Consider the following 25,448-nt stretch of genomic DNA (forward strand, 5'->3'; position numbering starts at 1 on the left):
CCCCCTTGTATCATAGGTTCCTGTTCACTCAAGGGAGAAGTGCGCGATGCGACAATCTGGGTTAGGGATCAGCCATGACAGATAATTGGCCGGGCATGCCGGGCGATGAGGAAGCGCCCTCAGGTAGCAACGCCCATGAATTTACGGTGTCTGAACTGTCGGGTGCGCTCAAGCGTTCGGTTGAAGACCGTTTTGGCCATGTGCGGGTGCGGGCTGAGCTGTCGGGCGTGAAGCGCGCGGCCTCTGGCCATGTGTATTTTTCCCTCAAGGATGACAGCGCAGTGCTGGACGGCGTGTGTTGGCGCGGCAGTGCACAGCGCCTCGCATTTGTGCCTGAAGATGGCCTTGAGGTGATCTGTACCGGCAAGCTCACCACCTATCCGGCCCGGTCCAAATACCAGATGGTTGTGGAGCATATGGAGCCTGCGGGCGCTGGTGCGCTCATGGCGCTTCTTGAAGAACGCAAGAAAAAACTGGCGACTGAGGGCCTGTTTGATGCGGACCGTAAACGCCAGATCCCGTTCCTGCCCAAGGTGATTGGTGTGGTGACCTCGCCCACGGGCGCGGTGATTCGCGACATTTTGCACAGGCTCAGTGACCGCTTCCCGCGTCATGTGCTGGTGTGGCCGGTGCTGGTGCAGGGTGAAGGGGCTGCAGCGCAAGTGGCGGCGGCGATCAAAGGTTTTAACGCGATTGACGGCAAAGGCGCGATGCCGCGCCCCGATGTGCTGATCGTGGCGCGCGGTGGCGGCTCGATAGAAGACCTGTGGGCATTTAACGAAGAAGTGGTGGTGCGCGCGGCGGCAGAGAGCGAAATACCGCTTATCTCCGCCGTAGGGCACGAGACAGACACGACGCTGATCGACTATGCGTCTGACCTCCGGGCACCAACACCAACGGGGGCCGCTGAGAAAGCCGTGCCTGTGCGCGAAGACCTGCGCTTCACTATCGCGGACCTTGGTCGCAGGTTGGAAGGCCAGCGCATGCTGACGGTGCGGGACAGGCAGGAACGCCTGGCCGGTCTCGCGCGCGGCTTACCCAGCCCCAAGGATATCCTTGGGCTCGCGCAACAGCGCTGGGATGATCTGTCTGAGCGCTTGCCGCGCGGGTTGATGGCGATGGCGCAGATCAAGTCTGCCCAGCTTAATCGCCTTGTGGGCGGTTTGAGTGCGGGACGGCTCAAGCAACTGGCCACCTATAGGGGGGAGCAACTTGGCAGCACGTCAAGGCGGCTTAACCCGGCGTACCGGCGGCGGCTGGAAGACCTTGGCGCGCGGCTGCAGGCATCGGGCCGTATGCTTGATAGCCTCTCGTACGAGCGGGTGCTTGAGCGCGGCTATGCTTTGGTGGAGGACGCAAGCGGCACACCGGTCACCAAAGCGGCGCAGCTTGCCGCTGGCGATAATGTGGCTGTACGCTTCTCGGACGGGGTGCGCGGCATGCAGGTGCAGGACGGTGAAGCATCGCCTCCTGCCGCGCCGCCAGCGCCAAAAGCAAAAAAGGCTGCGAAAGCCAAACCGAAACCAGAACCCAAAAAAGATGAGAGACAAGGCAGCCTGCTGTGATTGCCGTTTTGATCTTTGCCGTAATTTTGCCGCCTTGTTTATGAAGATGATGTACATGAAATTAATACAGAAAATCCTTATTCTTACCCTTCTGGCACTTACGACACCGGCATGGGCTGTGGATCTTGTGGGCACACCGGCCCAGGGCGGCATGGTTTGGGGCGTTGTGGAACCGGACGCCAAGGTAACGCTGGACGGTGAGCCTGTGATGGTGGGACCAGACGGCAATTTTGTGCTTGGCTTTGGGCGTGATGCTGGCGCGACAGCGGAGCTGGTGATCAGCTACGGTAATGGCCGCCGGGAAGCCCAAACGATCACCGTTAAGGACCGAAGCTTTGATATCGAGCATGTGGATGGTTTGCCGCCTAAAACAGTAACACCACCGCCTGAGTGGCGCGAACGCCGCGCCCGTGAAACAGGCATGGTGCGTGAAGCACGCTCATATACCACTGGTGCACTTGATTGGCTGAAAGGCTTTATTCGCCCGGCGGAAGGTCGTTTCTCAGGTTTTTATGGCAGCCAGCGCATATTGAACGGCAAACCGAGAAGCCCGCACTATGGGCTTGATATCGCGGCCCCCATCGGCACAAGCATTGTTGCCCCCGCTGCTGGTATCATTCGCCTCGCGGTGCCGGATTTCCTTCTCGAGGGCGGTATTGTGATCATCGACCACGGTTTTGGTGTGACCTCAACGCTGTTTCACATGAACAGTGTAGACGTGAAGGTGGGCGATACGGTAGAGCAGGGACAACAGATTGGTACCGTTGGCAAAAAGGGCCGGGCGAGCGGCCCGCATGTAGACTGGCGGGTGAACTGGCGGAATGTAAGGCTTGACCCCATACTGTTGATTGCACCTGAGCCCATGCGGCCACCATTTTAGGATAGGGTAATGAAACGATTTATTCTTGGCGCAGTGGCAGCCACCTGTTTTGCGCCAGCGACTTTCGCACAAGACGGCGAAAGCTCTTTCAGTTTTGACGGTTACCTTGGTGTGGTGAGCGATTACCGTGACCGTGGGCTAACCCTGTCTGATAAGGACCCGGCTGTTATCGCGTCCTTTGGGCTCTATCATGACAACGGTTTTTATATCGGTGCCAGCGCAGGCAGCATCAGCAACGACGCGGGCGGCGACGCCAAAGCGAGCCTTTTTGCGGGTTACAATTTTGATGCTGGCGATTTTGTTTATGATCTGTCTGTTGAGCTCGACAGCATTCAGGGCGGTGACGCCAAATATTACCCTGAGATCAGCGCGTCTGTTTCGCGTGACTTTGGCCTGGCTTTCATTCGGACTGGTGCCGTTTATGCGCCTGATGGCCGCTGGAGTGCCCCAAACAGTGACAGCTTCTACATTTATACCGATGTTGAAGTGCCGGTGCCGACAATGCCGGAGCTGACGATTATCTCGCGCCTCGGTTATGACATGCGGCAGAACCGATCAGACCTGTGGGATTATGCGATCGGCATTTCAGCCTTCATCGATGTGGTGGAATTTAGCGTGATGTATGAAGACAGCTCGCTTGACCAGAACATTGGCGGCGGTGCGGTCCTTGGCGGCATCAAGCTTTATTTCTAGTGGTTTACCGTGGAGGCTCGCTTGGGTCTTCATCCACGGTGGTTGGTGGAACTGGGACTTCTGACGGCTGAACCGAGCGGTTTGCGGGGAAGGTGAGTATAACCAGCGTTCCCATGCGCTTGATGGAACGAACCTCCAGCTTGCCGCCATGAAGCTCTATCAGGCTTTTTACCAGTGGCAGACCAAGGCCTGTTCCTTCATGAGAGCGTGTGGCCGTGGTTCCTGCCTGCCCAAACGGCAGAAGGGCAATCTCAAGCTCATCTTCTGACATGCCAATGCCGGTATCTTCAACTTCGACAATAATGTCGCCGTTATCCAGCGCATAAACACGGCAGTCTATCTCACCGTCGTTTTCGGTAAACTTGCTGGCGTTGCTGAGAACATTGAGCAGGATTTGTTTGCATAGTCGTGTATCGGCTCGCAGGTAAGGTGTGCGTGGCGGTACATCCACCGTCAGAGTAATGTTCTTGGGCCTGACGCGCGGCGCCATAAGCTTCGCGAGATCACCAAGAAGCTGGCGAAGGTCTATAATTTCGTCCCTGACGATCAGTTTGCCGGACTCGATCTTCGAGAGGTCAAGGATATCGTTTATGATATCCAGAAGCAGTCTGCCGCTTTCATTAATATGCCCAACATAGTCGCCATACTGTTTCGCGCCCAACTCACCAAACACTCGTTGTTCCATCATCTCGGAGAATCCGAGGATGGCATTCAGCGGTGTTCTAAGCTCATGGCTCATATTGGCCAGAAACTCTGACTTGCTTCTGTTCGCCATGTCGGCGGCATGTTTGCTGCGCGCCAGCGCCCGGTTGTGTTTGCGCATGATGAACACCAGCGCGACAGCGCCTGCAATAATGAAAAAGGTGAGGATCACAAGCAAACGCCGGTTTGCGGCTTCAGCGGCGTGCAGGGCTTCTTCAGTGCGTTGTTTCTCAATCATGGTCACGATGCTGGAGCGTAGGTCTGTCACGCTCGTCTGGAAGCTTTCAAACTGGTCATCCATGAGGCCGCGGCGTGCTTTGTTGAGAAGCTCGAACCCCTCCTCGTATTGGCCTTCCGCTGCAAGAATATAGGCCTCGGTCAACTGGTCATCAGCGTCGGATATGACGAGCTTGAGGTCTGGGTATTTTTCGTATTCCTCCAACACGATCTGCCGATATCTGCGGGCCTCAACCGCGTTGCCTTGCCGCGCGTACCCGATGGCCAGCAGGTCGTAAAGCTCAACATCGAAGCCCGGTTCGCCCTCAAAGTCGTTAAGCGCTTCATGAGCGAGCGTAATGCAGTCGCCATACCGTTCTTCGTCGTACGCGATCCACGCGAGGCCATAGAGGGCATAATACTGTCCTTCCTTGTGGCCTGTTTGCGTGAGCACTTCCGTGAGCGCTTCATAATATCGGCGCGCGAGGGCGTTTTCATCAATGTCGTTAAGCGATGAGGCGATGTTGAACATGATGGTTTCGCGGTCAAGTGCGATATGGGCGCGGGTCGCAATGTCGAGCGCCTTGGCGTAGTTCTCAACAATTTCGTCAATCTCACTGACGCCGGTGTAGATATAAGCGAGGGTCAGATAGGCGGTCATGCGCATCTTCTCGCCTTCAGGCGTACCCTCAAGCATGCTCACACTCTGCGTCATGGCGAGAAGGCCCTCGAGCAGGTTGCCAAGCTCTGGCCCAAGTGCCGCAAGGGAAGACCGCGCAAAAAACTGGTCTGCCACACTGCCGCGTGCTTCTGCAAGCGTGAGCGCTTCCTTAATCTGGCTTTCAGCGTTCTTGATGCTGCCTGCGATATACTCGATTTCAGCGAGCCCAAGCCTGCCGTAGACCTGCAGGCTGACATCATCCAGCTTTTCGCCAAGGCTGATGGCCTCGCTGGCGATCTCATCAAGGCCTTCTGCCACTCCGGTATCAATATGATAGAAGATCAGGTCCTTGAGGACCTGGCCACGCGCCCGCTCATTCGTGGTGGTCTCAAGGTTGGCATTGAGGGCCTCAAGGCGAAGGTGGGCATCAAGCGCTGTTGCCTCTAACAGGCGGGGTAATAAAGCCTCTGCGCGCATGCGCGCGTCATCGCTCAGTTTGGTTGCGGCAAATGTTGAGAAAGTAAAGACCAGCAAAAAGCCAAGGGTGAAGGCATATCGCATCAGTCGGCTTGCAGCAGCTGTGAGCATATAGCTATGCGTCCTTCCCTAGACCGGCCTCAAACCCCAGATATATTCCACAAAAGCGTCTGAACAGCAATGCGTACGGTGACACTGGGGTATTTTTGCCAAGTAACACAAACACCTAGGCGGGTGAATAGTCTCAGGCTGCCACGTGCCGCCACTCAGCCAGCGCCGGTTCAACCCGTTCCATAATCGCAGGCACAAGGGCGGGGCAACTGGCGACGATATGATCGTGCAGCGGCTTCTTGCGGTTGAAGATCAGGCCTTTGCCTGTGCCGGTGGTGAGCTTGCCGCCAGCTTCCGCGATAATGAGGTCGGCGGCCGCCACGTCCCAGTCGTTTTTGGGGCGCAGGGTCACGCAGCAGTCAAACTGCCCGTCCGCGATCTGGCAGATGCGGAGCGCGATGGAATTGGCTTGTTCTGTATGCATGCTATCGGGCCAGGGCGTAGGCCACAGCTTCTTGGCCTTAAAGGCGGAGGGGTCGCCCATCATGCGGGCACTGTCGAGGGTATCTTGTTCCGACACCCGAATGGTCAGCCCGTTTTTTGTGGCACCGCGCCCGACCTCGGCGAAATAGAAGGCGTTTTTAACCGGTGCATAAAAGGCGGCGATTACGGGTTTCTGGTCTTGCACCAGCGCGACCGAGATACCCCAATCATCCCCGCCCGCCAGAAAAGCGCGGGTGCCGTCAATGGGGTCAACAATCCATAACCTACCGCAGCGCAGGCGGTCTGAATGGTCTTCGGTTTCTTCCGATAGCCAACCGTAGCCGGTGCGGTTCTGCATCAATGTGGTGCGCAGAAATTCGTCCACGGCCATGTCGGCTTCGGACACCGGGTTGTTGGGAGATTTTTCCCACATGTGGATATCGCGGGCAAAGTAGGAAAGTGCGATGCGCCCCGCTTCTTCGGTCACCCGCCGCACGAGGCGGACATCATCTGCCAAACTCCAGGGGCAGGTGCTTTCATCAAACGGGTCGGTGCTATTGCTCACTCTGGTCTCTCACACGTGTTCGGGCACGAGATTTTCAGGCCACGATCAGGCGCCTGCGATGGTCATGCCGTCAATGCGTACGGTCGGCGCATTGCTGCCGTACCGGAACTCAAGGTCTGATGCTGGCACAAGATGCCTGAACATTTCCTTAAGGTTGCCCGCAATTGTCACTTCGCTCACCGGGCCATCCAGTTGCCCGTCCTTGATGCAGAAGCCCGCCGCCCCCCTGCTATAGTCGCCGGTTACGCCGTTCACACCCATGCCGATAAGCTCGGTTACATAAAGCCCGTCCTTGATGTCAGCCATCAGCTCAGCCGGGGACTGCTCACCCGCCGCCATATAAAGGTTGCTGGTGCTGATGCCGGGGGCAGATGACGTGCCACGGCTGGCGTGGCCCGTTACCTCAAGCCCGAGCTGTTTGGCTGCAGCAGCGTTCAGAAGCCAGGTTTTGAGCACACCGTCTTCAATGAGGTTGGTTTTGCCTATGCGTACACCCTCGCCATCAAACAGGCGGGAAGACAGCCCGCGCACCACAAGAGGGTCATCGGTCACAGTCACACCGGGTGCGAACACAGTTTCGCCCATATGGTCCTTGAGGAAGCTTGAGCCTCGCGCCACGGCCATCCCGTTAATAGCGCCGGTAAAGTGCCCGAGAAGCGAGCGTGAAACCCGCGGGTCAAACACCACAGGCACCTTGCCGGATGGCATACGCACAGGGCCGATGCGGCCAACCGCGCGGCGGCCTGCTTCCGTGCCCACCCATGTTGCGCCGTCCAGGTCTTCAAAATGGCGTGCGCTTGTGAACTCATAATCCCGCTCCATGCCCGTGCCAGTACCTGCAACGGCGGAGGAGGAGATCGAAAAGCTGCTGCCCTGATAATGCCCGCTGAAGCCGTGGCTTGTCACGAGCGAGATGGCCCAGGATGATGCGCTGGCGCCTGCGCCCGCTGAGTTGGTAACCCCTTCAACGTTGCGGGTGGCTTCTTCGGCCTCGCGGGCCAGCTCGGTCAGCGTCGAGGCGCTTACGTCTGTGTCGTCAAAAAGATCCAGCTCGGCAAACGCGCCTTTGTGCAGCCGGTCCTCCGGCGCAAGGCCGCAATAATCATCATCCGGCACCGCTTTGGCCATGGCGATGGTGCGTTCGACCAAGGCCTTGAGGTTTGTATCCCTGCGGTCGCTGGTGGAAACCATGGCCTGCTTGTGTCCAATCATGACACGGAGGCCGATATCTTCGCCCTCTGAGCCCTCAACATCTTCAAGATTGCCTTCCCGCCACGATACCCCGCGTGAGCGGGCGTCAACCGCAACAGCATCGGCGGCATCTGCGCCCGCTTTAACCGCTTTGGCGACAAGGTCGGAGAGAAGGTCGAGCGTGTGATCGGTCATGAAAACCCCTGAACATGAAGGCTGAAAAATCTGGCCGCCACTAAGCCATATATGGCCCCCTAGGGCAAGGGGGTAGCCAAGCAAAAGGCTGGGTTTCAAGTGCGCATCGGTGATAATATAAAATGTGAGGAGAGTGGTTGTGGTATGGTCATGCGTTGATTGTATAACAGGTGCAGGCACATACACAGGGCAGGAGACGGTATGGATAAAACCAAATATACACTGGCGATGGTGGCTGGCGGCCTGCTGGTCCTGTTCGCCATGCAGAATATTGCCACTGTGCAGCTGAACTTTCTGTTCTGGTCTTTTTACACCAGCCGGTTTGTTGTCATCCTGCTTGCGGTAATGGTCGGCTTTCTGCTGGGGTGGATATGGGGCGCGAAAAAACGCGTCAAAACCAAAGAAACAGAGGGCAGCGAGCGGGAGGGCTAGGCCGCCCCGCTCCCGCTCACCCGGAACTGTCCTCTATATTCAATCGAGGTGTTCTTCAAAAAACGCAAGGGTGCGCGCCCAGGCAAGCTCCGCCGCGTGGGCATTATAGCGCGGTGTGGTGTCATTGTGGAAACCATGGTTCGCGCCTTCATACATATGCATCTCATACTCTTTGGCGTTCGCCTTGAGGGCGGCGGCATACGCGGGCCAGCCCGTATTTACCCGCTCGTCCAGCTCTGCCAGATGAATTAGAAGCGGCGCCTGAATATTGGGCACATCTTCTTCGTCTACACCGCCACCATAAAACGGCACCGCCGCCTTGAGGGACGGCATCTTGGCCGCCAGCCGGTTTGAGACGCTGCCACCAAAACAGAAACCCACACAGCCTACATTGCCGGTGGTGGCCTCATGGTTTTGCAGATATGTGACGGCTGAGGCGAAGTCCTCGACCATTTCTTCGCGGTCCCGCTCGCGCTGCATCACCCGGCCATCATCATCGTTGCCGGGGTAACCCCCCAGCGGGAACAGGGCATCTGGCGCGAAGGCAACATAGCCCGCAAGCGCCACCCGCCGTGCCACATCACGGATATAGGGGTTCAGGCCCCGGTTCTCATGAATGACCACAACGCCGGGCTTCTTGAGTGCCGCAGAAGCATCCTTTGGCATCACCAGATAGCCCATCATGTCGCCCGCACCATTGGGGGAAGAATAGGGGATGTCTTTCGCCACAATGCGCTCATCGTCCGGTTTTACCTGTTCAGCCAGCGCATAGTTAGGCAAAAGTTGGTCCATCAGCGCGGCAACGGTCAAACCGCCAACCGCATAGGTGCCAAGTTTTTCCATGAACGAACGGCGAGACATCAGCCCGTGGGCATATTTGTCATACAGGTCAAGCGCCCCTTGTGGTGGTGTGTGGTGGTCATATGGCATTTTATTTTCTCCCCATCTCCAAGCATTAATTGCCATTGTGCGGGCAAGGACCGGGAAGGCAAATAAATTCCCGGTGATGAGACGTTTGACGACTTCATACTTTCCGGCCAATCACGCATGCGATATCACTGGGTTTGAGAGGAAGTTTTATGGACGTTCGCATCATCAAAGCCGCTTCGGTTCACGCGCGCCTGCTACCGGGTATCGAGCGTTCGGCCGGGAAAAGCTTCCTGAATGTACCGGGTTATGAATGGATCGCGTCAGACACAGTGATGACAGCCAAGGCGCACCTGAAGCTTATTGACAAAGGCACCGTGTGGCTGACGGTGGGTGCGGATGACCATGTGTGGGGTTTCCTGAGTGCTGAGGTGTTTGAGGACACGCTGCATATATGGGAAATTTCTGTGCATCAGGAAGCCCAAGGGCAGGGCATTGGTCGCAAGCTGATGGCGGCGGCTGAAACTTATGCAGTGCAGGAAGGCATAAAAGCCGTGTCGCTGACCACGTTCCGGGATGTACCGTTCAATGCGCCATATTATGCGCGGCTGGGGTATGCCACCATGGGTGAAGTCGAGCTGGATAGGCGGCTCAGGTCCATACTTGCCGATGAGGTCGCGGCTGGCTTAAGCGCCGATACCCGCTGCGCTATGATCAAGCGTCTCTAGCAAGCGTTACCTTGCAGCATCCTGCGGTGTTTCAAGCCGCGCTATCGAGGTCTCCAGCGTTTTCAGAAACACAGGTGTTTTTGTGGCAGGTGTGGCTTTATTCAGCTCGGCCAGTTTTTGCCAGCTTGCTTGTGCTTCCGCTTGACGCCCCGCTGCATATAGCTGATCGCCGTGGAAGAGGTATAGTTCCCCTGCAAAATCGAGCACATTATGGGCTCTTAGGTAGCTTGCTCCCTCTAGCTCCAAAGCGGCGACTGCCTGGGCGGAGAGTGCTGTTGCGTCATCTATGTCTCCCTGCGCCGCTGCCAGCCGGGCAGAGAGTAAGCGGACCCTATAGGCGGTCAGCCGCCTGCTGATGCGGCTATTGTCTGCATCAAGTGCCCTTTTGATCTGGTCTTTGGCGACGTTGAGGGCGCGTGCCGCTTTTTCTGCCTCACCGTTCCGCAGCGCGACCTCGGCGTAGTCATGGTACACTGTCGCGGAATCTGCCAGCCACATGATGTTGGCCGGGTCTTTACTTGTCAGGGCATCAAAGTCCTGCGTGACCCACCATAATTTTTGCAGGGCATCCGGGTCGAGTGTTCCGTTGAGTTGCTCAGCGTGAACGATCTGTTGCTGGGTCATGGCGGCGCGCCGCCTGATCTTGAAATTCATCGGCTCGTGCTTGAGCATGCTTTCATACAGTTCAAGGCGCCTTTGAAGATATATCAGCGCAGTATCATATTGGCCAAGGGTGACATGGGTCACGGCAAGATGGAAGAAGCTGGTGGCAAGGTCGGTTTTCTTGGCTTCACTCTCGGGGTCGCCATCCAGCACCTCTTGCCGCAGGAGCGCGCTTTTGTTGCAAAGGGCGAGCGCTTCCTGGGGTTGCCCGAGAGGCACAGACTTAAGAACACAAAGTGTGCCCAAGGTGTCGGCCATCAGTTCCTTACGCTGGTCGATCTGGTCCTGAAGCTTGGAATCGCTTTCCGGGCCAAAAGGCAGGCTCATATAGTGCTCAATGACTCTGAGGCGATATTCATATTCTGCCGCTGCATAGTCATAGTCACCCAGGCGTTGGGCCAGATAACCGGTGAAAAACAGTGTGGTCGCAAATCTCCCGACTGCGATGCGAAGGTCAGGGTTGTTGACGTATAGCTCTTCTGCAATGGCTCGGGTTTTTTTGAAGATTTCCGCCGCGCGTGCCGTCTCCCCACGTCGTTCCAGCGCCTGCCCGAGCCTCAGGTTTGTGGGAATGATGAGGGCGATCTGACTTGCCCGGTTTTGAGTAAATTCTCTTTCGTTGAGGAACCTCAGAAGCGTCTCAGACAGGTTCTCAAGGGTCGTTAAACTACCAGCAGTGAGCAGATCCTCATAAATCGTGTTCATCACGAGGTGCATCAACTGTTCGTTGTTGTTTAGATGCTTGGCGGCTTCAATGCTTTTTGCCTCGGCGAGCTTGAGAGCTGATTCAGCTTCCAGGCGAGCTTTGCGTGCCTCCAGTGCAAGCCCGGCTGTCACTGCCATGCCGACACTGGCTGCAATGGCAAAAGCCATAAGTTTGCGCTGGCGGCGTTGGGTCTCGCGCTGGACAAGGTCGTTAAGCCCAATATTCAGCATGCCTGCAATCAGCTTCAGCAGTGCTTGTCGTTTCCCGTCGCCCGTTTCGCGGGCATCGGCGGCCAAGCCTTCAGCGGCAAAACCACTTTGCTTGCCTTCCTCGGTGAGTTTGAGTTTAAGCGCCTCGGGGAAACATTCTTGCTCGGGATTTTTAGCAAAAGGCACGCCGTCGATGATAACGCAGAGGATTTTGCTGTCGCCGCGGATGCGTTTGAACTCGGCAATCTCGCGGTTGACCAGTTTTGATCTTACGCTGGCTGGGGAGCATACAACGATCAGATATTCTGATGCTCTTAAGGCTTCAAAAATGCGGTCTGTCATGTGGCCCGTGGCGGGGAGTTCATCCCGGTCCCTGAAGAAGCGGCCTAGCCGTGACGGGGCGGATATTCTTCTCCGCACATGGGTGTTCAGGCGATAACCCTCAAGGGCCTTTAACAGCCAAGCCGAGAACTCGTCGTCCTTATGGCTGTAGCTGATGAACGCCTTGTACTGATACGCGCTTTTTACCTCATTCTCACTCATGACACCCCCTAAAGGTCATGTCTTGGCAATTTTACTTCCAGACCTTTTGGCCTTCGCCTGGAATGCCCAGTTTTTCCCAAATCTCATCCACACGGTTTATGACCGTATCCTCCATATAAATCTCACGCCCCCATTCGCGGTTTGTCTCGTTGCCAACCTTGTTGGTGGCATCAAGTCCGAGCTTGCCCCCAAGTCCGGATTTAGGACTGGCAAAATCGAGATAGTCAATGGGGGTGTTTTCAACCGTTACGATATCCCGTACGGGGTCCATACGGGTTGAGATCGCCCACATGACATCTTTCCAGTCCCGAGCGTTGATGTCATCGTCTACTACAATCACAAATTTGGTGTAAACAAATTGCCGCAGGAAGGACCAAACGCCCTGCATTACGCGTTTTGCATGGCCGGCATATGCCTTTTTCATGCTCACAACAGCGATGCGGTAGCTGCAGCCTTCAGGCGGTAACCAGAAATCGGTGATCTCCGGGAACTGCTGCTGCAGAAGCGGGATAAATACCTCGTTGAGCGCTTCACCCAGCACGGCGGGCTCGTCCGGTGGGCGGCCAGTGTATGTGCTCAGATAAATCGGGTCCTCGCGCATGGTGATGGCGCTGATGGTGAACACCGGAAACTGCTCAACGGAGTTATAATAGCCGGTATGGTCGCCGTATGGCCCTTCATCGCGGTAGTCGGTGAGGCTGACGTGGCCTTCAATCACAATCTCTGCCGTGGCAGGCACCTGCAGGGGCACTGTCTTGCAATCCACCAGCGGTACTTTTTTACCGCGCAAAAGCCCGGCGAACTGATATTCGCTCAGGGTATCGGGCACGGGTGTTACGGCGGCCAGAATGGTGCCCGGGTCCGCGCCGATGACGACGGCTGCGGGCAGAGGCTCGGGGTTCTTGTCTTTCCAGCGGGCATATTGCTGCGCACCACCCCGGTGCTTGAGCCAGCGCATCAGGGTCTGGTTTTTGTTCAGCTTCTGCATGCGGTAGATGCCGAGATTATAGTTATCCTCGGCTTTATCCGATGGCCCTTTGGTGACCACGAGCGGCCATGTGATCAGCGGTGCGGGCTCGCCCGGCCAGCAGGTCTGGATCGGCAGGCGGTCAAGGTCGATATCATCGCCGGTTAACACCACTTCCTGCACCGGTGCTTTTTTCACCCGTTTTGGCTTCATAGACAGCACTTGTTTGGCAAGTGGCAGCAGGCTGATGGCATCCTTGATGCCGCGCGGTGGCTCAGGCTGCCGGAGGAACGCGAGTGTTTCACCCACTTCCCGAAGCTCATGCGGCTCACGGTTCATGCCCCAGGCTACGCGCTCCACGGTGCCAAACAGGTTTACGAGCACGGGCATCTCTGCCTTCTCGCCCTGTTCATTCACCACATTTTCAAACAAGAGTGCCGGGCCACCAGCGTGCAGCACGCGGGTCTGGATTTCGGTCAGCTCAAGGTTGGTTGAAACCTGTTCGGTGACACGAACGAGCCTGCCTTCGGCTTCAAGCCGGTCGATAAATTCACGTAAAGAATCGTATGCCATGTTTGCCTTATAATGCGGGCGCAAGTGTGCGCCAAGCGCCGATGATGAGGGTGTGGCACTTTATGCCATAGGCGCGCCCCGGATTGCGCCACAAAAACGCGCACACTTGCGCCACATATATGCCTCACATTGCGCACACTTCGTTACGAAACCGAAATAGTTTTCGATGGCAACACACCACCAACATAATAGACAAGCTCAGCGGGCTCGGAGATGTCAAAAAGGTTGATATCCGCGCGTTTGCCAACCTCGAGCGAGCCACGATCGTTACCCAGCCCCAGTGCTTTCGCGGCATTCAGTGTGATACCCTTTAGCGCTTCCTCAGGCGTCAGGCCAAAGAAGGTGCAAGCCATATGCAGCATCAGCTGGAGCGATAGGACCGGCGAACTGCCTGGGTTTGCGTCGGTCGCGAGCGCGATGGGCACACCGTGTTTGCGGAACAGGTCTACCGGCGGCAGCTTGGTTTCTTTGAGCACATAAAAGGCACCAGGCAGCAGCACGGCGGCGGTGCCGGCCTCTGCCATGGCTCGCGCGCCTGCGTCGTCCGTATGCTCCAGGTGGTCGGCGGACAGCCCGCCAAATTTGGCTGAAAGCGCCGCGCCAGAGAGGTTTGATAGCTGGTCTGCGTGCAGTTTCACATCAAGCCCATGGGCTTTTGCTGCTTCAAAAACCCGTGTGGTTTGGGCTGGCGTGAAGGCGATGTTTTCACAGAAGGCGTCGACCGTATCGGCCAATTTTTCCTTAGTAATAAAGGGGATCATCTCATCGCACACCAAATCGATGTAGCCGTCCGCGTTATTTTCAAACTCGGGAGGCAGGGCGTGTGCGCCAAGGAATGTGGTGCGAATGTCCATGCCCGCGGCATCGCCAGCAGCCTTCGCGGCGCGCAGCATTTTCACCTCATCATCGGTGGTAAGGCCATAACCAGACTTGACCTCAACGGTGGTAACCCCTTCAAGCTTGAGGCGCTTGAGGCGCTTTAGTGCAGAGGCCGCCAGTTCTTCTTCGCTGGCTTGGCGAGTGGCTGTTACCGTGGAGATAATACCACCACCCCGGCGCGCAATTTCCTCATAGGATACACCGTTCAGGCGTTCCTCAAACTCCCGCGCGCGGTTGCCGCCATAGACAATATGGGTATGGCAATCGAGGAAGCCGGGCAGCGCCCACATGCCATTACCGTCAATATCTTTCCGTGCATTACCACCTTTAAACTCAGATGCAATGCCGACATAGGCGAGTCGCCCATTTTGTGTGGCGATAAGGCCGTCGGCCACCGTGCCATAGGGCCCTGCATCTTCAGCCATTGTGGCGATGTTTATGTTGCGGATGATGAGGTCAAACATGGGTTTACGGTCCTTCAGTCGTGCGCGGCTCAAGCTTTATCATACAAGCCGCTTGACAGGAAGATCAGCTTGTACAAACTTGTATATACAAGTTAGGAGATATCATGCAAAAGCTTTATTTCTCGGAAGGATTGGTTGGGCGCGACTGGGCGGCAGACATCTGTCTGCATGTCGGTGCTGGTGGTCTTATCGAGAAGCTGGAAACCGGCGTGAAAGCGCCAAGGGGCGTGCAGGTATATGGCCCGGTGCTGCCGGGTATGCCAAACCTGCACAGCCATGCTTTCCAACGGGCTTTTGCGGGGCTCGCGGAACATAAAACGCCGGGGCAGTCAGATTTCTGGTCATGGCGCAGCGCGATGTATCATTTCGCAAAACATATGACACCCGAAGCCGTTGGGGTAATTGCCCGAACGCTTTATATTGAGATGCTGAAGGCTGGATATACAGCAGTGGGTGAGTTTCACTATCTGCACAACAGCCACCATGATCAGGCTCTTGCGATGTCCAAGGCGGTGATTACGGCAGCGGATGAGACAGGCATCGCGCTCACGCATTTGCCGGTTTTATACCAGTCGTCAGACTTTGGCGGTAAGGCCGCAAATGAAGGCCAAAAGCCGTTCCTGAACGATGACAGGGCTTACGCAAGGCTTCTTAGTATCCTTGCGCCGCGTCTTAAAGGGCGGCACCGGCTTGGGCTTTGTTTCCATTCGCTCAGGGCCGTACCAGAAGGAGCCTTCGCTCCCGCTATTGCCGCGATTGATGAGTTAGACCCGCAGGCTCCTATCCATATCCATATCGCGGAGCAGGTTGCTGAAGTTGAGGCGTGCCTCAAGGCGACCGGCAAACGCCCGGTTGAATGGTTGCTCAGTGACCAGAATGTGAATGAACGCTGGTGCCTGATCCATGCAACTCATGTGAATGAAGCAGAGTGGCGGGGCATGGCTGAACGCGGCGTGGTCGCGGGGTTGTGCCCAACCACGGAAGCCAACCTTGGCGACGGTATTTTCCCGGCCACAGACTATGTGGCGGCTGGTGGTCGTTTCGGTGTTGGCTCAGACAGCCACATCAGCATTGATGCGCGGGAAGAATTACGCATGCTTGAATATGGCCAACGCCTTGTGCGCCGGGCGCGCACCGTGCTTACGGGTGATGAAGATGGCCACACAGGTGAGTTTTTGTGGCGCAGCGCAGCCCTCGGTGGCGCGCAGGCACTTGGCCAACCGGTGGGTGAGATAGGAGCCGGGAAGCGCGCGGACCTGATCGTGCTCAATGCCAACGCCAGCCAGTTCGCGGGCGCGTCCTACGGTCAAATGGTTGATGCCTTTGTGCTGATGGGCCAACCGAACCCGATCAGCCACGTGATGGTTGCAGGTGACTGGGTGGTCCGGGACGGCAAACACGCGATGGAAGATGAAAGTTTCGCTGAGTACCGCAGCCTTGTGGGCAGCATTGCCGCCAAGATGGAAGGGGACGCGTGATGACGATGCCCCTTCCGCGTTATGAGCAGGTAAAGCGCCATATTATGGACGGCATTGAGGGCGGTGCATATGTGGCGGGCGACAAGTTGCCGAGCGAGAACGAGCTTGTGCGCGCGCTTGGTGTTTCCCGCATGACCGTGAACCGGGCGCTGAGGGAATTGACGGAAGACGGTCATATCTTGCGGCGCGCGGGCATGGGCAGCTTCGTGGCTGACCGGCGCATGCGGGGCCATGCGGCTGATATTCTCTCGATCCGGGACGAATTGGCTGCGCGGGGGGAGTTATGGTCCGCCGATAAATTGACCCTTGAAGCGCGTGCCATGCCAAAGGAGGTCGCTGCCGAGTTTGGCGCCAAAGCGGGTGAGCAGGCTTATTATCTGCTGGTACTGCACCGGGGCGACAAGACCCCCATGGAGCTTGAAGAACGCTGGGTGAACCCAAGCATCGCGCCAGAATTGCTGGCGCAGGATTTCACCAAACTTACGCCGACTGATTATTTGCTGGCTGTGGCACCTCTGCTGCGGGCCGAGCATGTAGTGCGCGCCGTTGCAGCCGACGCGCGCGACGCGAAACTTCTTGAGATAGATCGTGGCAGCCCATGCCTTGAGATTGGCCGCCGCACCTGGACGGGGGAGCGGGTCGCAAGTTATGCGCGGCTTCTCTACCCCGGCGATCGTTATGAGCTGACCGCGCGTTTTTCGCCGGTTGGCGCCGCGAACAACACATAAAAACCTTTGAGTTAGAGGGAAAACGAAGATGAAAAACCGCCCTGATATCCACGCGCCGCACGGTGCCGAGCTGAATTGCAAAAGCTGGGCAACAGAAGCGCCGATGCGCATGCTGATGAACAACCTGGACCCCATGGTGGCTGAGAACCCTGAGGAACTGGTGGTTTATGGCGGTATCGGCCGCGCGGCGCGCAATTGGGAGTGTTATGAGAAGATCGTTTCCACGCTCAAAAGCATGGAAGAGGATGAAACGCTTCTGGTGCAATCCGGCAAGCCGGTTGGGGTGTTTAAAACCCACAGTGATGCGCCGCGTGTTCTGATCGCTAACTCAAACCTGGTGCCTGCGTGGGCCAACTGGGAGCATTTCGGCGAGTTAGACAAAAAAGGCCTGATGATGTACGGCCAGATGACGGCTGGCTCATGGATCTATATCGGCAGCCAGGGCATTGTGCAGGGCACTTATGAGACATTTGTTGAAATGGGGCGCCAGCATTTTGGTGGCAGCCTTGCAGGCAAGTGGATTTTGACAGCAGGCCTTGGCGGCATGGGCGGCGCACAGCCGCTGGCGGCTACGATGGCGGGCGCAAGCTGCATGGCGATTGAGTGCCAGGAAAGCCGCATCGAATACCGGCTGAAAACCGGCTATCTGGACGAGCGTGCCGATACGGTTGAAGAAGCACTTAAGATTATTGAACGCGCGCACGCGAGCGGCAAAGCCGTTTCCGTCGGGGTGCTTGGCAACGCGGCAGAGATATTGCCGCAGATGGTTGAAAAAGGCATCAAGCCAGACGCGCTGACCGACCAGACCTCTGCCCACGACCCGGTAAACGGTTACCTGCCGATTGGCTGGAGCGTTGATGAATGGTTCACGAAGCGAGAGAAAGATCCAGGCGCGGTTGCGGCAGCGTCCAAACCTTCCATGGCCAGACATGTTGAAGCCATGCTGGCCTATCACGCCATGGGCGTGCCTACGGTTGATTACGGCAACAACATCCGGCAGGTAGCATTTGATGAAGGCGTGAAAAACGCGTTCGACTTCCCCGGTTTTGTGCCAGCCTACATCCGCCCGCTCTTCTGCCGCGGTGTTGGGCCGTTCCGCTGGGCAGCGCTCTCAGGCGATCCGGAAGATATCTATAAAACCGACCAGAAGGTGAAGGAGCTTATCCCCGATAACCCACACCTGCATAACTGGCTTGATATGGCGCGGGAGCGTATCCAGTTTCAGGGTTTGCCTGCCCGCATTTGCTGGGTCGGTCTTGGGGACAGGCACCGTCTTGGCCTTGCGTTCAACGAGATGGTCAAAAACGGTGAGCTGAAAGCCCCTGTGGTGATTGGCCGTGACCATCTGGACAGCGGCTCGGTCGCGAGCCCGAACCGGGAAACGGAATCGATGATGGACGGCTCGGACGCCGTATCAGACTGGCCGCTTCTGAATGCGCTTCTGAACACGGCGTCGGGTGCCACCTGGGTGAGCCTGCATCATGGCGGCGGTGTCGGCATGGGCTATAGCCAGCACTCCGGCGTGGTGATCCTGTGTGACGGTACAGACGAAGCCGCCAAACGTGTTGGCCGTGTGCTTTGGAATGACCCTGCAACCGGCGTGATGCGCCATGCGGATGCGGGATATGAAATTGCGCAGGACTGCGCGCGGGATAAAGGCCTCAACCTGCCAATGTTGGCCCGTTAAGAGAGTAGGGACGTTTATGAGTAAGCATCAAATGGTCCGCAAAGCGGGCAACCTGAGCCTTAAAGACCTGAGGCACATTTATGAACAACCAACCGAGCTGACGCTTGACGGATCTGACCGCGCGCGGATCGAGGAAGCCCGCAAAACGGTAACCGACCTTATCGCGCGGGGCGACACAGCTTACGGCATCAACACCGGTTTTGGCCTTATGGCCAATACGCGCATCAAATCCGCAGATGTTGAAAAACTGCAGGAAAATCTGGTGCTGAGCCATGCAACCGGCACAGGTGCCCCGCTGAAGGATGGTGTTGTGCGGCTTGTGCTGGCGCTTAAGGCCACGTCGCTTGCGCAAGGGCATTCCGGTATTCGCCCAAAGGTGATTGATGTGCTCCTCAAGCTGTTGGCGGCGGAGGTTTACCCGGTGATACCTGCCAAGGGTTCGGTTGGGGCGTCTGGTGACCTGGCGCCGCTCGCGCATCTTTCGTCCATCCTGCTCGGCTACGGTGAAGTGAGCCATAACGGCAAAACACTGAGCGCCGTTGAGGGGCTGAAGCTCATCGGGCTTGAGCCCATGGCGCTTGAAGCCAAGGAAGGCCTGGCGCTTCTCAATGGCACACAGGTTTCAACCGCGCTCGCGCTTTCCGGCCTGTTTGAGATCGAGAATGTGTTCGCCTCAGCCATGATTGCTGGGGCTATGTCGGTAGATGCCATGAAAGGTAGCGATGTGCCGTTCGATGCGCGCATTCATGCGGTGCGGCGCCAAAAGGGGCAGATTGATACCGCAGCCATGTACCGTGCGCTGCTTGAAGGTTCTGAAATTCGCCATAGCCATGACGAGTGCGAGAAGGTGCAGGACCCCTACAGCCTAAGGTGCCAGCCGCAGGTGATGGGTGCGGCGCTTGGCGTGATGCGGCAGGCGGCGGAAACATTGCTGACGGAAGCAAACGCGGTGACTGATAACCCGCTTATTTTCCCCGATGAAGGTGATATCCTTTCGGGTGGTAACTTCCACGCGGAACCAGTTGCCATGGCGGCGGATATGCTGGCGCTGGTGGCCTGTGAAGTTGGCTCAATCTCCGAGCGGCGCACAGCGCTGCTTGTGGACCCCAAGATGTCTGGCTTGCCTGCGTTTCTGGTGAAAGACGGCGGGCTTAATTCAGGCTTCATGATCGCGCAGGTAACAACGGCTGCGCTGGTGAGTGAAAACAAAACCTACGCGCACCCGGCAAGTGTCGATTCGATCCCCACATCAGCGGGGCAGGAGGATCATGTCTCCATGGCGACCTTCGCGGCACGCAGGCTTCATGATATGGCGGAAAACGCTGGTACCGTGATTGCAATTGAACTTCTCTCGGCGGCTCAAGGGGTTGATTTCCATAGGCCGCTGAAATCCAGCGCGGCCCTTGAGGAGGTTCATGGGCTCATTCGGGAAATGGTGGATTTTTACGAAGAAGACCGTTATTTTGCACCGGATATTGAAGCCGTGCGTCGTCTGGTGGCGGCGGGCTCCCTCAACCGGTTTGTGGAAACGCTGCTACCTTCGACCCACCTCGGGAGCAAAGTATTTTGAGTGACGTTTTCCACCTTGTGAGGGGGCATAGTCCCCTCATCGTTTCCATGCCCCACAGCGGTGAAGCCCTTGGCCCTTATGCAGAGCGCATGACAGCTGAAGCGCTTGAGATCGCCGATACGGATTGGCATTTGCCCAAGCTATACAGCTTTCTGGCAGATATTGGCGCGACTGTGATTGCGGCGCAGCATTCCCGCTATGTGATTGACCTCAACCGTGACCCATCCGGCAAAAGCCTTTACCCGGGCCAGAACGTGACCGAGCTGTGCCCAACCACAACTTTTGCTGAAGAAGCCATCTATCAGGACGGTGAGAAACCTCATGCGGCTGAGGTGCGGGACCGCACGGAAACCTATTGGTACCCGTATCATAACGCTTTGAAGGCGGAGATCGAACGGGTGAAGGCAGAGCACGGCTACGCGCTGTTGTGGGATGCACATTCTATCCGCTCCCACGTACCACGGTTTTTTGAAGGCCGGTTGCCTGACTTCAATCTGGGCACCAACGAGGGTGCTTCGTGCGATGAGGTGCTTGCGCGCTCCGTACTGGAGGCAGCGGGTGAGGCACATGCCTATACCAGTGTGCTGAACGGTCGTTTCAAGGGTGGTTATATCACGCGGGTATACGGCGATCCGGCAAAGCATGTGCACGCGATCCAGCTTGAGCTATCGCAAATCACCTATATGGATGAGAGCTTTCCGTTCAGCTATCGGGAAGAACGCGCCGCCAAGGTGGCAGCCCCCATCAGGGCAATGATGGAGGCAATGCTGGCGTGGAAACCCGCAGAAGCGCGGCTTAGAGCCAACGCCTGACGCGCACTTTATAAGTAATATACTCATCACCAAAGGTATTGGTGAGCATACGTTCTTCGCGGCGGATGAAATAGTGCTGGATAAGCGCGATGAAGACGATGAGCGGCGCAAGCGGCCACCAGCCACCGGTGAGGGGCCAAAGCCCGACTAGAAACAGGGCCATTGCCAGATACATGGGGTTGCGCGTGTAGCGGTATGCCCCCTCGGTGATCAACTTGTGGGATTCTTCACCGGGGAAAAAGGTCGTGCCAGAGGCAATGAAACGGTTCTTCTCGCGAAACGCTAGCCAAAGCGCGAACAGGCACAGTGGCAGGCCATAAAAATGAGCGAGCGACTGCCCGGTTTCCAGCCTTCCGACAATGTGCATCGCAATGCCTGCAAGGATCATCAGGTGGGGCGGGAATATACGGTAGGGGTTGTCGCGACTTTTGGTTTTCATGCTCTGGTTCACTTTGCGAAAAGCTGGCTTGGGTCTTTGAATGCCTTGAACTCAAGGGCGTTGCCTGCGGGGTCAAGGAAAAACATGGTTGCCTGTTCCCCCACGTCACCTTCAAAGCGAATGCCGGGCTCGATGACAAATTCAACCTCCGCGGCGGCGAGGCGCGTTGCCAGATCATGCCACGCCTCCCATTCCAGCACCACACCATAGTGAAAGCTGGGCACAGCTTCGCCGTCCACGTCGTTGGTGTCTGGCTGGCCCACCGGTGTGCCAAGGTGCACCACAAATTGATGGCCGAAGAAGTTGAAATCGATCCACTTGTCAGTTGATCGGCCTTCAGCGCAGCCCATCAAGCCGCCATAAAACGCCCGCGCGGCGGCGAGGTCGTCTACCGGTACGGCAAGATGAAAGGGCTGCACCATCAGGGTTTTCCTATTTGCTCATCAGGTCCATAACCGCAATGGTCATGGCTTCAACGCCTGACTTGATTGCGGGTTCTGGCGCGATTTTGAAGAAGGGGGAGTGGTGACCGGCAACTGCAGGGCCGCCATCTTTTGCCGCGTCCATCCATTCCTCTAATGTACCCCCCACATAGAAATAGAAGCCGGGCACGTCTTCGTCCGTCATGGTGAATTCGGAGAAATCCTCTGCGCCCATACCGCGTTGCACATAAGGCAGAAGGCGGTCTTCACCCAGTTTCTCCTTGAGCACCTTGTCCAGGCGGGCAGTGAGTTCCTCGTCATTTACTGTAGCGGGCGCGCTTGTCACTGAAAGCTCAACGGTTGGCAACATGTCCTCCGGCAAGCCCGCGACACGACCGGTGTTTTCTGCAATACGCTTGATGCCCGCAAGCAGCTTCTGGCGCACCTCTTCGTCGTTGGAGCGCACGGTCAGCGTCAGTTTGGCTTCGTCTGAAATAATGTTGTTTTTGGTGCCAGCGTGGAAAGTGCCCACTGTCACCACGCCTGGGTCAAGCGGCGAAATCTCGCGCGAGACAAGCGTTTGAAGCGCGTTGACGATCTGCGCGCCAATCACAATCGGGTCTTTGCCTTGATGGGGCGATGCGCCGTGGGTGCCAACACCGTGCACGGTGATGTACACACTGTCTGATGACGAGAACATGATCCCGCTTTTATAAACTACCTTGCCCGCAGGCACGTTGGAAGCCACGTGCAGCGCCAGTGCATAATCCGGCGTCCCAAAGCGTTTGTATATGTCGTCGTTGATCATCGCCTTCGCTCCGGAGATTACTTCTTCGGCTGGTTGGCCAACGAGCATCAGGGTACCAGACCAATTGTCTTTCATTGCCACGAGGCGCCGCGCGGTGCCAATCAGGCTTGTGATGTGTACGTCATGGCCACAGGCATGCATCACGGGCATTTCATTGCCGTTCATATCTACCTGAGTGACGGTGGACTGATACTCAAGGTCCGTGTTTTCTTTAATCGGCAGGCCGTCCATATCGGCGCGCACCATAACCAGCGGGCCATCACCGTTTTTCATCTTGGCAACAAGGCCCGTGCCCGCCACACCTGTAGTGACATCAAACCCGAGCGATTTCAGCTCATCAGTGATTTTGGCAGCTGTGCGGGTTTCGCGGAAGGAAAGCTCCGGGTTTTTGTGGAAATCCACAAATAGCTCATGCAGGTAATCATAATCAGCGGCGATATCGCCCTTGAGGTCAGCGGCCCCGGCGGTCATTGGTGTAGCCATTGGTACGGCTAGCATCATGGCTACAGCTGTAGATAGGCTTCTGAGTGTCATTGTGTCCCCTCCCGTGCAGGTTTTGTCTCGATTGCTTTTGGCAATTCCTGCACAAATACGGCGCTAATGCAATGTGCGGCCGTGCTTTTCTTGCGGTTAAATTCTTTGGCCTAAACCGGGGCGCGTAAATTTTTTTTATCGCAGTGAGAATGTGTCGTTGACTCAAAGGGGCCGCTTCGCTATTCACGGCGGCGGAGAGGTGGCTGAGTGGTCGAAAGCGCTCCCCTGCTAAGGGAGTATACTGGCAACGGTATCGAGGGTTCGAATCCCTTCCTCTCCGCCACTTTCTATTATAAAACAATGGGTTATGGCGTATTTTATGTCATAACCCATTGTTTTTATGCATATGTTCTGCAATGCGGCGGTGTGATTTCGAGTGTAAGCTCGCTTCTGATACGCCCTATCCTGTGCTCTCTTCCACTGGAACATAGGTCAATCTGATCACCTCATCACCGATCAACTCGTGGGCCGTGAGGCGGAGCCGAACGCGCGTGCCTGGGAAGAAAGGCGCGCCGCCACCAAGCACAACCGGATGATAATAGAGTCTGTATTCGTCAATAAGGCCCAAATCTGTGAAGCTTTGCGCGAGCTTTGGGCCGGATACCGAAATCTCGCCGGGAAGCTCTTCCTTCAACTGGCGGACTGCTATCTCAAAATCATCGTTGATAAGGGTCGCATTGGGGCCGACCGACTTCAGCGAGCGCGACACGACCCACTTGCGTTGTTGCCGCCATGCGGCTGCGAACTCGTGCAGGTCGTCGGTCCATTCGGGGTCGTCCTCGTCCCAGTAACGCATGACCTCATACATGCCACGGCCATATATGCTTCCGGACAGGTTTTGTACTTGCTCAATCCAGTGACGAAAGAGCGTCGCATCGGGGGCAAACTTCTCGTGGTCGACATATCCGTCCAGTGACAGGTTCATTCCATAAATGATTTTTGCCATGGTATATTTCCGTTTCCTTCATGAAACGCAAGGCCTTGTGCGCCTTGGGTTGTGCCCTGGCGTTTGAGGCTGCTAACACCTGCTTTATGCAAGGGCCTGCCGCGTCACCGCTAGCGTTGGTTTTCGTGCAACAACTGCTTCACTTTTTCTACTGGCAGGAGTGGGACGCTTGTTGCGCCCGGTTGATACCGGTTTTCACCGCTCGCACCGCCCGCCATCAGCAGCGAGTTATAGATTGCTTCTTCTGTTGCTTCGATTACCGCCTGAAACAGTGGCGATATCTCACCGTTGGGCAGGTCCGCAATCAGGCTGGTTGTGCTGCGCCGCTCTGGCGTGCGCCGTACGCTTTCGGCTGTAGAAAAACTGATGACATAATCGCCGCTGCCGTTAGTGAGCGACGCGCCCGTGCGGGCCAGGCCACCCATGGCGCGGCGCGCCAGGCGTTTCAGGTTGCGGTCAGAAAGCGGAGCATCTGTGGCGATGACCATCATGATAGAACCATCTGCGCCGTCATCCGCGACATGCTCACGCAGGTAATGCTGGCTCAAAGCTTCGCCCACAGGGAGGCCGTCCATCTGCAGGATGCCGCCATAATTTGATTGCACCAGCACACCGACCGTATAACCGCCAAGTGACGCGGGCAACAAGCGGGAGGAGGTGCCAATGCCGCCTTTCCAGCCAAAGGCAACAGTGCCAGTGCCTGCACCAACGGCGCCTTCAGTCACAGGGCCGGGTTTGGCGTCATTGATAGCCTCTTCGACCATCTCTGGGGTGACATGGCGCCCACGAATGTCATTGAGGTAACCATCATTGGTTTCGCCAATAACAGCGTTCACCGACCGGACATCCTCATTGCCGGGTTGCTTCAACGTCCAGCCGATAACAGCGTTCGCGGCCTCAGGCACGTTGAGGGTGTTGGTGAGCACAATCGGGGTCTCAATTTCCCCGAGCTCTTCAATCTGGCTGATCCCCATCATTTTGCCGTAACCGTTGCCTATCACCACGGCGGCGGGGACCTTGTTTTGGTAGAGGTTACCGCCGTGCGGCAAAATCGCCGTTGCGCCGGTGCGGATCGTCTCGCCCTCAATCAGCGTATAGTGCCCGACCTTGACCCCGGCGACATCTGTAATGGCATTGTTGGCCCCCGGCGACAGGACACCGGGCGTGATGTCCAGATCGCGCGCCCGGACGCCGTTTTCATCAGCAATCACCTGAGTAGGCAAGACTGCGAGACCAATGAGAACTGAAAAAATTTTTCGCATCAACATGAGCCATCTCCGAAGAATAAGGTCGGTATAATTTCAATTTGGTAGA

Annotated in this window: 22 protein-coding genes and 1 tRNA gene; 11 read left to right on the forward strand and 12 right to left on the reverse strand. The window is 56.7% G+C overall.

What is annotated here, in order from left to right:
- Window positions 1-74: 74 nt before the first annotated feature.
- From xseA to ACOOGA_RS14680, 3 genes are read left to right on the forward strand one after another with little or no spacing between them, the layout of a single operon-like run.
- Window positions 75-1,565 carry an exodeoxyribonuclease VII large subunit gene (gene xseA, locus ACOOGA_RS14670; protein WP_417461584.1) on the forward strand — a complete coding sequence of 497 codons (1,491 nt, stop codon included), beginning with the start codon at window positions 75-77 and terminating at the stop codon, window positions 1,563-1,565.
- A gap of 55 nt (window positions 1,566-1,620) precedes the next feature.
- On the forward strand, window positions 1,621-2,445 hold the full coding sequence (locus tag ACOOGA_RS14675) for a M23 family metallopeptidase (protein WP_417461583.1): 825 nt from the start codon (window positions 1,621-1,623) through the stop codon (window positions 2,443-2,445).
- Between the two features lie 9 nt (window positions 2,446-2,454).
- Window positions 2,455-3,138 carry a TorF family putative porin gene (locus tag ACOOGA_RS14680; RefSeq protein ID WP_417461582.1) on the forward strand — a complete coding sequence of 228 codons (684 nt, stop codon included), beginning with the start codon at window positions 2,455-2,457 and terminating at the stop codon, window positions 3,136-3,138.
- Window positions 3,139-3,142: 4 nt separating this feature from the next.
- On the opposite strand, the gene ACOOGA_RS14685 is transcribed toward ACOOGA_RS14680, so the two are convergent.
- The 3 genes from ACOOGA_RS14685 to ACOOGA_RS14695 form a co-directional block, all read right to left on the reverse strand.
- Complete coding sequence (locus ACOOGA_RS14685) at window positions 3,143-5,305, reverse strand: ATP-binding protein (protein WP_417461581.1); 2,163 nt, start codon at window positions 5,303-5,305, stop codon at window positions 3,143-3,145.
- Between the two features lie 133 nt (window positions 5,306-5,438).
- Entirely contained in the window at window positions 5,439-6,293 is an 855-nt protein-coding gene (locus ACOOGA_RS14690) for a 3'(2'),5'-bisphosphate nucleotidase CysQ (protein ID WP_417461580.1), read from the reverse strand.
- 45 nt (window positions 6,294-6,338) lie between these two features.
- Window positions 6,339-7,679, reverse strand: a complete 1,341-nt coding sequence (locus ACOOGA_RS14695; RefSeq protein WP_417461579.1) for a TldD/PmbA family protein — start codon at window positions 7,677-7,679, stop codon at window positions 6,339-6,341.
- A gap of 201 nt (window positions 7,680-7,880) precedes the next feature.
- Between ACOOGA_RS14695 and ACOOGA_RS14700 the strand changes: the two genes are divergently transcribed.
- On the forward strand, window positions 7,881-8,111 hold the full coding sequence (locus ACOOGA_RS14700; RefSeq protein WP_417461578.1) for a lipopolysaccharide assembly protein LapA domain-containing protein: 231 nt from the start codon (window positions 7,881-7,883) through the stop codon (window positions 8,109-8,111).
- A gap of 39 nt (window positions 8,112-8,150) precedes the next feature.
- Here the strand turns inward: ACOOGA_RS14700 and ACOOGA_RS14705 are convergent, their stop codons facing one another.
- Window positions 8,151-9,041: a dienelactone hydrolase family protein gene (locus tag ACOOGA_RS14705; RefSeq protein ID WP_420428936.1), complete on the reverse strand. Its 891-nt coding sequence runs from the start codon at window positions 9,039-9,041 to the stop codon at window positions 8,151-8,153.
- A gap of 149 nt (window positions 9,042-9,190) precedes the next feature.
- Between ACOOGA_RS14705 and ACOOGA_RS14710 the strand changes: the two genes are divergently transcribed.
- The gene (locus ACOOGA_RS14710) at window positions 9,191-9,706 is read left to right on the forward strand and encodes a GNAT family N-acetyltransferase (RefSeq protein ID WP_417461576.1); all 516 of its coding nucleotides are present in this window, start codon (window positions 9,191-9,193) and stop codon (window positions 9,704-9,706) included.
- 6 nt (window positions 9,707-9,712) lie between these two features.
- On the opposite strand, the gene ACOOGA_RS14715 is transcribed toward ACOOGA_RS14710, so the two are convergent.
- From ACOOGA_RS14715 to hutI, 3 genes are all read right to left on the reverse strand, one after another.
- On the reverse strand, window positions 9,713-11,827 hold the full coding sequence (locus ACOOGA_RS14715) for a TIR domain-containing protein (protein ID WP_417461575.1): 2,115 nt from the start codon (window positions 11,825-11,827) through the stop codon (window positions 9,713-9,715).
- Between the two features lie 31 nt (window positions 11,828-11,858).
- Window positions 11,859-13,367: a UbiD family decarboxylase gene (locus ACOOGA_RS14720; protein WP_417461574.1), complete on the reverse strand. Its 1,509-nt coding sequence runs from the start codon at window positions 13,365-13,367 to the stop codon at window positions 11,859-11,861.
- A gap of 143 nt (window positions 13,368-13,510) precedes the next feature.
- A complete protein-coding gene (gene hutI / locus ACOOGA_RS14725; protein WP_417461672.1) occupies window positions 13,511-14,710 on the reverse strand; it encodes an imidazolonepropionase in 1,200 nt (399 codons plus the stop codon).
- A 104-nt stretch (window positions 14,711-14,814) separates the two neighbouring features.
- Here hutI and ACOOGA_RS14730 point away from each other — a divergent pair, with 104 nt between their 5' ends.
- The 5 genes from ACOOGA_RS14730 to hutG are packed head-to-tail and all read left to right on the forward strand — an operon-like array spanning window position 14,815 to window position 20,985.
- Window positions 14,815-16,188 carry a formimidoylglutamate deiminase gene (locus ACOOGA_RS14730; RefSeq protein WP_417461573.1) on the forward strand — a complete coding sequence of 458 codons (1,374 nt, stop codon included), beginning with the start codon at window positions 14,815-14,817 and terminating at the stop codon, window positions 16,186-16,188.
- Window positions 16,188-16,916, forward strand: a complete 729-nt coding sequence (gene hutC / locus ACOOGA_RS14735) for a histidine utilization repressor (RefSeq protein ID WP_417461572.1) — start codon at window positions 16,188-16,190, stop codon at window positions 16,914-16,916. Before ACOOGA_RS14730 ends, hutC begins: the two co-directional genes overlap by 1 nt.
- Before the next feature lie 28 nt (window positions 16,917-16,944).
- Window positions 16,945-18,603, forward strand: coding sequence for a urocanate hydratase (gene hutU, locus ACOOGA_RS14740; protein ID WP_417461571.1), 1,659 nt, complete (start codon window positions 16,945-16,947; stop codon window positions 18,601-18,603).
- 16 nt (window positions 18,604-18,619) lie between these two features.
- Window positions 18,620-20,173 (forward strand): histidine ammonia-lyase, encoded by a 1,554-nt coding sequence (gene hutH / locus ACOOGA_RS14745; RefSeq protein WP_417461570.1) that lies wholly within the window; start codon window positions 18,620-18,622, stop codon window positions 20,171-20,173.
- Between the two features lie 47 nt (window positions 20,174-20,220).
- Entirely contained in the window at window positions 20,221-20,985 is a 765-nt protein-coding gene (gene hutG, locus ACOOGA_RS14750; protein WP_420430685.1) for an N-formylglutamate deformylase, read from the forward strand.
- On the opposite strand, the gene ACOOGA_RS14755 is transcribed toward hutG, so the two are convergent.
- From ACOOGA_RS14755 to ACOOGA_RS14765, 3 genes are read right to left on the reverse strand one after another with little or no spacing between them, the layout of a single operon-like run.
- The gene (locus ACOOGA_RS14755) at window positions 20,969-21,424 is read right to left on the reverse strand and encodes a methyltransferase family protein (RefSeq protein ID WP_417461569.1); all 456 of its coding nucleotides are present in this window, start codon (window positions 21,422-21,424) and stop codon (window positions 20,969-20,971) included. The two genes, hutG and ACOOGA_RS14755, sit on opposite strands and share 17 nt — an antisense overlap.
- An 8-nt stretch (window positions 21,425-21,432) precedes the next feature.
- On the reverse strand, window positions 21,433-21,846 hold the full coding sequence (locus ACOOGA_RS14760) for a VOC family protein (RefSeq protein WP_417461568.1): 414 nt from the start codon (window positions 21,844-21,846) through the stop codon (window positions 21,433-21,435).
- A 10-nt stretch (window positions 21,847-21,856) separates the two neighbouring features.
- Window positions 21,857-23,188 carry an amidohydrolase gene (locus ACOOGA_RS14765; protein ID WP_417461567.1) on the reverse strand — a complete coding sequence of 444 codons (1,332 nt, stop codon included), beginning with the start codon at window positions 23,186-23,188 and terminating at the stop codon, window positions 21,857-21,859.
- A 193-nt stretch (window positions 23,189-23,381) separates the two neighbouring features.
- On the opposite strand from ACOOGA_RS14765, the gene ACOOGA_RS14770 reads away from it, so the two are divergent.
- Window positions 23,382-23,471, forward strand: a tRNA-Ser gene (locus ACOOGA_RS14770).
- 117 nt (window positions 23,472-23,588) lie between these two features.
- Here the strand turns inward: ACOOGA_RS14770 and ACOOGA_RS14775 are convergent.
- Together ACOOGA_RS14775 and ACOOGA_RS14780 are read right to left on the reverse strand one after the other, a co-directional pair.
- Entirely contained in the window at window positions 23,589-24,134 is a 546-nt protein-coding gene (locus ACOOGA_RS14775) for a dihydrofolate reductase family protein (protein ID WP_417461554.1), read from the reverse strand.
- 110 nt (window positions 24,135-24,244) lie between these two features.
- Window positions 24,245-25,396: a P1 family peptidase gene (locus ACOOGA_RS14780; protein ID WP_417461669.1), complete on the reverse strand. Its 1,152-nt coding sequence runs from the start codon at window positions 25,394-25,396 to the stop codon at window positions 24,245-24,247.
- Window positions 25,397-25,448: the final 52 nt, after the last annotated feature.

The organism is Kordiimonas sp., assembly GCF_965216265.1.
Taxonomy (GTDB): Bacteria; Pseudomonadota; Alphaproteobacteria; order Sphingomonadales; family Kordiimonadaceae; genus Kordiimonas.

Excerpts from the sequence above, each read along its gene's own strand:
- ACOOGA_RS14760 (WP_417461568.1), bottom strand. The coding sequence starts at position 21,846 with ATGGTGCAGCCCTTTCATCTTGCCGTACCGGTAGACGACCTCGCCGCC.
- ACOOGA_RS14700 (WP_417461578.1), top strand. The coding sequence starts at position 7,881 with ATGGATAAAACCAAATATACACTGGCGATGGTGGCTGGCGGCCTGCTG.
- hutG (WP_420430685.1), top strand. The coding sequence starts at position 20,221 with ATGCCCCACAGCGGTGAAGCCCTTGGCCCTTATGCAGAGCGCATGACA.
- ACOOGA_RS14685 (WP_417461581.1), bottom strand. The coding sequence starts at position 5,305 with ATGCTCACAGCTGCTGCAAGCCGACTGATGCGATATGCCTTCACCCTT.
- ACOOGA_RS14675 (WP_417461583.1), top strand. The coding sequence starts at position 1,621 with ATGAAATTAATACAGAAAATCCTTATTCTTACCCTTCTGGCACTTACG.
- ACOOGA_RS14715 (WP_417461575.1), bottom strand. The coding sequence starts at position 11,827 with ATGAGTGAGAATGAGGTAAAAAGCGCGTATCAGTACAAGGCGTTCATC.
- ACOOGA_RS14695 (WP_417461579.1), bottom strand. The coding sequence starts at position 7,679 with ATGACCGATCACACGCTCGACCTTCTCTCCGACCTTGTCGCCAAAGCG.
- ACOOGA_RS14730 (WP_417461573.1), top strand. The coding sequence starts at position 14,815 with ATGCAAAAGCTTTATTTCTCGGAAGGATTGGTTGGGCGCGACTGGGCG.
- hutU (WP_417461571.1), top strand. The coding sequence starts at position 16,945 with ATGAAAAACCGCCCTGATATCCACGCGCCGCACGGTGCCGAGCTGAAT.
- hutC (WP_417461572.1), top strand. The coding sequence starts at position 16,188 with ATGACGATGCCCCTTCCGCGTTATGAGCAGGTAAAGCGCCATATTATG.
- ACOOGA_RS14755 (WP_417461569.1), bottom strand. The coding sequence starts at position 21,424 with ATGAAAACCAAAAGTCGCGACAACCCCTACCGTATATTCCCGCCCCAC.
- ACOOGA_RS14775 (WP_417461554.1), bottom strand. The coding sequence starts at position 24,134 with ATGGCAAAAATCATTTATGGAATGAACCTGTCACTGGACGGATATGTC.
- hutH (WP_417461570.1), top strand. The coding sequence starts at position 18,620 with ATGAGTAAGCATCAAATGGTCCGCAAAGCGGGCAACCTGAGCCTTAAA.
- ACOOGA_RS14780 (WP_417461669.1), bottom strand. The coding sequence starts at position 25,396 with ATGCGAAAAATTTTTTCAGTTCTCATTGGTCTCGCAGTCTTGCCTACT.
- ACOOGA_RS14710 (WP_417461576.1), top strand. The coding sequence starts at position 9,191 with ATGGACGTTCGCATCATCAAAGCCGCTTCGGTTCACGCGCGCCTGCTA.
- xseA (WP_417461584.1), top strand. The coding sequence starts at position 75 with ATGACAGATAATTGGCCGGGCATGCCGGGCGATGAGGAAGCGCCCTCA.
- ACOOGA_RS14720 (WP_417461574.1), bottom strand. The coding sequence starts at position 13,367 with ATGGCATACGATTCTTTACGTGAATTTATCGACCGGCTTGAAGCCGAA.
- ACOOGA_RS14705 (WP_420428936.1), bottom strand. The coding sequence starts at position 9,041 with ATGCCATATGACCACCACACACCACCACAAGGGGCGCTTGACCTGTAT.
- ACOOGA_RS14765 (WP_417461567.1), bottom strand. The coding sequence starts at position 23,188 with ATGACACTCAGAAGCCTATCTACAGCTGTAGCCATGATGCTAGCCGTA.
- ACOOGA_RS14680 (WP_417461582.1), top strand. The coding sequence starts at position 2,455 with ATGAAACGATTTATTCTTGGCGCAGTGGCAGCCACCTGTTTTGCGCCA.
- hutI (WP_417461672.1), bottom strand. The coding sequence starts at position 14,710 with ATGTTTGACCTCATCATCCGCAACATAAACATCGCCACAATGGCTGAA.